This window comes from Leptospira bandrabouensis (assembly GCF_004770905.1).
GTDB lineage: Bacteria > Spirochaetota > Leptospiria > Leptospirales > Leptospiraceae > Leptospira_A > Leptospira_A bandrabouensis.
Window position 1 is genome coordinate 1 of the sequence record NZ_RQHT01000018.1, and the last position, 2,054, is coordinate 2,054.

Consider the following 2,054-nt stretch of genomic DNA (forward strand, 5'->3'; position numbering starts at 1 on the left):
GCTATAACAGTTCCACAACTATCTAATTTAACATCCAAATCTAATTTTTTAAAAAAGTTTTCTGCTTTCTGTTTAATTTTTAGGTTAATATCTCTGAGTAAATCAGCATAAAGTTTTTCCTTTTTTTTAGAATCCTCCTCTTTAAAAAAAGGTATAAATTCCTCCTCAAAAAATTTTAAAACACCTTCATTAACAGAATATAATGGATGAGTAATTATTCGAACAAATTGGAACATACATAATTAGTAGCCACCTTCATTCTTCCTCTGAATCCATTTGTCTAAATTCTGGATCAGTTTTTGACAGTAGATAGTGAGTTACTGCTAATGATTTATTTCCTCGTTTTAAAGATTCAGATAATGGTTTAAAATACTTAGTGCCTCTAAATTTGGAAACATATTGATTAGGATTACCACCCTCTAACAATAATTTCTTTCCCATCTTTCGACCATATTTATCTAGAGTATAACCAACCGCACCCCCTACAGCTCCACCGATAGCACCGCCAACGGCTGGAGAACCTACCATAGAACCTATAGCCGTCCCTACTCCTCCTAATGCCAATGCTCCCATATTAGTTTTTCTAGAACCTTGAGTAGTAGTAGAATCTAATGAGTTAGCAAGTTTTGAGTATTTAGTCTCATCTAAAATATCTTGTCCTGTAATTCTTCCAAACTCCTTTAACTTGTCTTGAGTAAATGCTTTTCTATCATTCAAAGTATTATTTAGTTTACTTAATGTTAGGTCACTAGCTACTAATCCATCTACTCCACCCTGACCTTTCTTTATACCAAATTGACTTTTAATGTATTGGCTAAGGTCTGTTAGTGTTGAAACTGGTTTCATAGCTTCAGCATAGGCTGTATTATTTTGTTTAAGTAAATCATCAAATTGAAATCTTAAATCTCTAACCATTTGATCGGGTAATGAGTTATCTATTCTTTCCCAGTCTATGTCGTTATCTAATGATTGAATTAGTTTTTTAACTTGTCTTTCAGATAAAACATCATCATATTGATTAATTTTTTCTTTAATTTGATCTAATTTTAAATATGCTTTTTCTTCTGCTAGACCAATAGGAATTAAACCTTGTTTGGTTTCTGTCATTAGATTGTTTTGAATTCCATCTATGATTCCTTCTAGCTTTTTGTTAGAATGTCCAAATTGTTTTGTTTCGTCTAACAAGTCCCATGCCTTACCATCTAATGATGAAATTTCTTTATTAAGAATAGAAATAGATTCAGGGATTCTTTCGCCTATCTCTTGTAATGACAGGGCATTTTTAACTTTTTCAGGATTCTTTAAAATTTCGTCTATAGAGTCTTCAGGCATATCAAATAACAAGCCTAATGCTCTGTTTTTTGTATTGTTAGCGACTACAAACCCTGCTTTTTTTATAGTTTCTGCTTTTGGCATTAAAGAATTTAACCGTTTAACACCTTCACCTAATCCCTCGAATGCTAATGGAACGGCTCCACCTATGGCAATTCCTGTTCCTACATCTGATATTAAATCATCTGGATTTTCATTTCTACCATAGGCATCTAGTCCCCCCTGTGCCATACCAGAGGCTATTCTAGTTCCTAGTTTACCAGCTCCCATTCCAGGAACTGCCAATGAACCAGTTATTTCCCCTGCCATATATGCGTTAGGTGAAACCTCTTGCAATCTTTGATTTTCGGCTCTTGCGGAATCTCTAGCGGTTTCATAGTTTGCACCATCTAAGAATTGTTTGGCTCTACCTTCTAGTTCGTCACCGAAATTAAACGTAGCACCTTGGACGGCTCCATGTTTGAATGCTTTAGATTGGTCTGATTCTTCATAGTGTGAATAATTTCCTGTTAGTTTACCCTTCGCAATTTCCCCCCAAATATATGGGTCAAGATATTTTGAATTTCCTCCCTTACCGATTGATTTAAGATAATTCTCATATTCTATTTCATTTTTAAATGATGTTTCCTTTCCTTTTGATCCTTTTTTATCTCTTTCAATCATTAAATCATAAGGATTAATTTCTTCTAGATCATTTATATTTGGAAAATTGTCTACTGGTT

At 33.6% G+C, this 2,054-nt stretch carries 2 protein-coding genes; both read right to left on the bottom strand.

Annotated elements, in window-relative coordinates; all coding sequences use genetic code 11:
• Window positions 1-236: hypothetical protein (locus EHR07_RS19010; RefSeq protein WP_135746614.1), on the bottom strand; the 236-nt coding region annotated here is incomplete at its 3' end.
• Window positions 237-255: 19 nt separating this feature from the next.
• Window positions 256-2,054: hypothetical protein (locus EHR07_RS19245; protein WP_244288979.1), on the bottom strand; the 1,799-nt coding region annotated here is incomplete at its 5' end.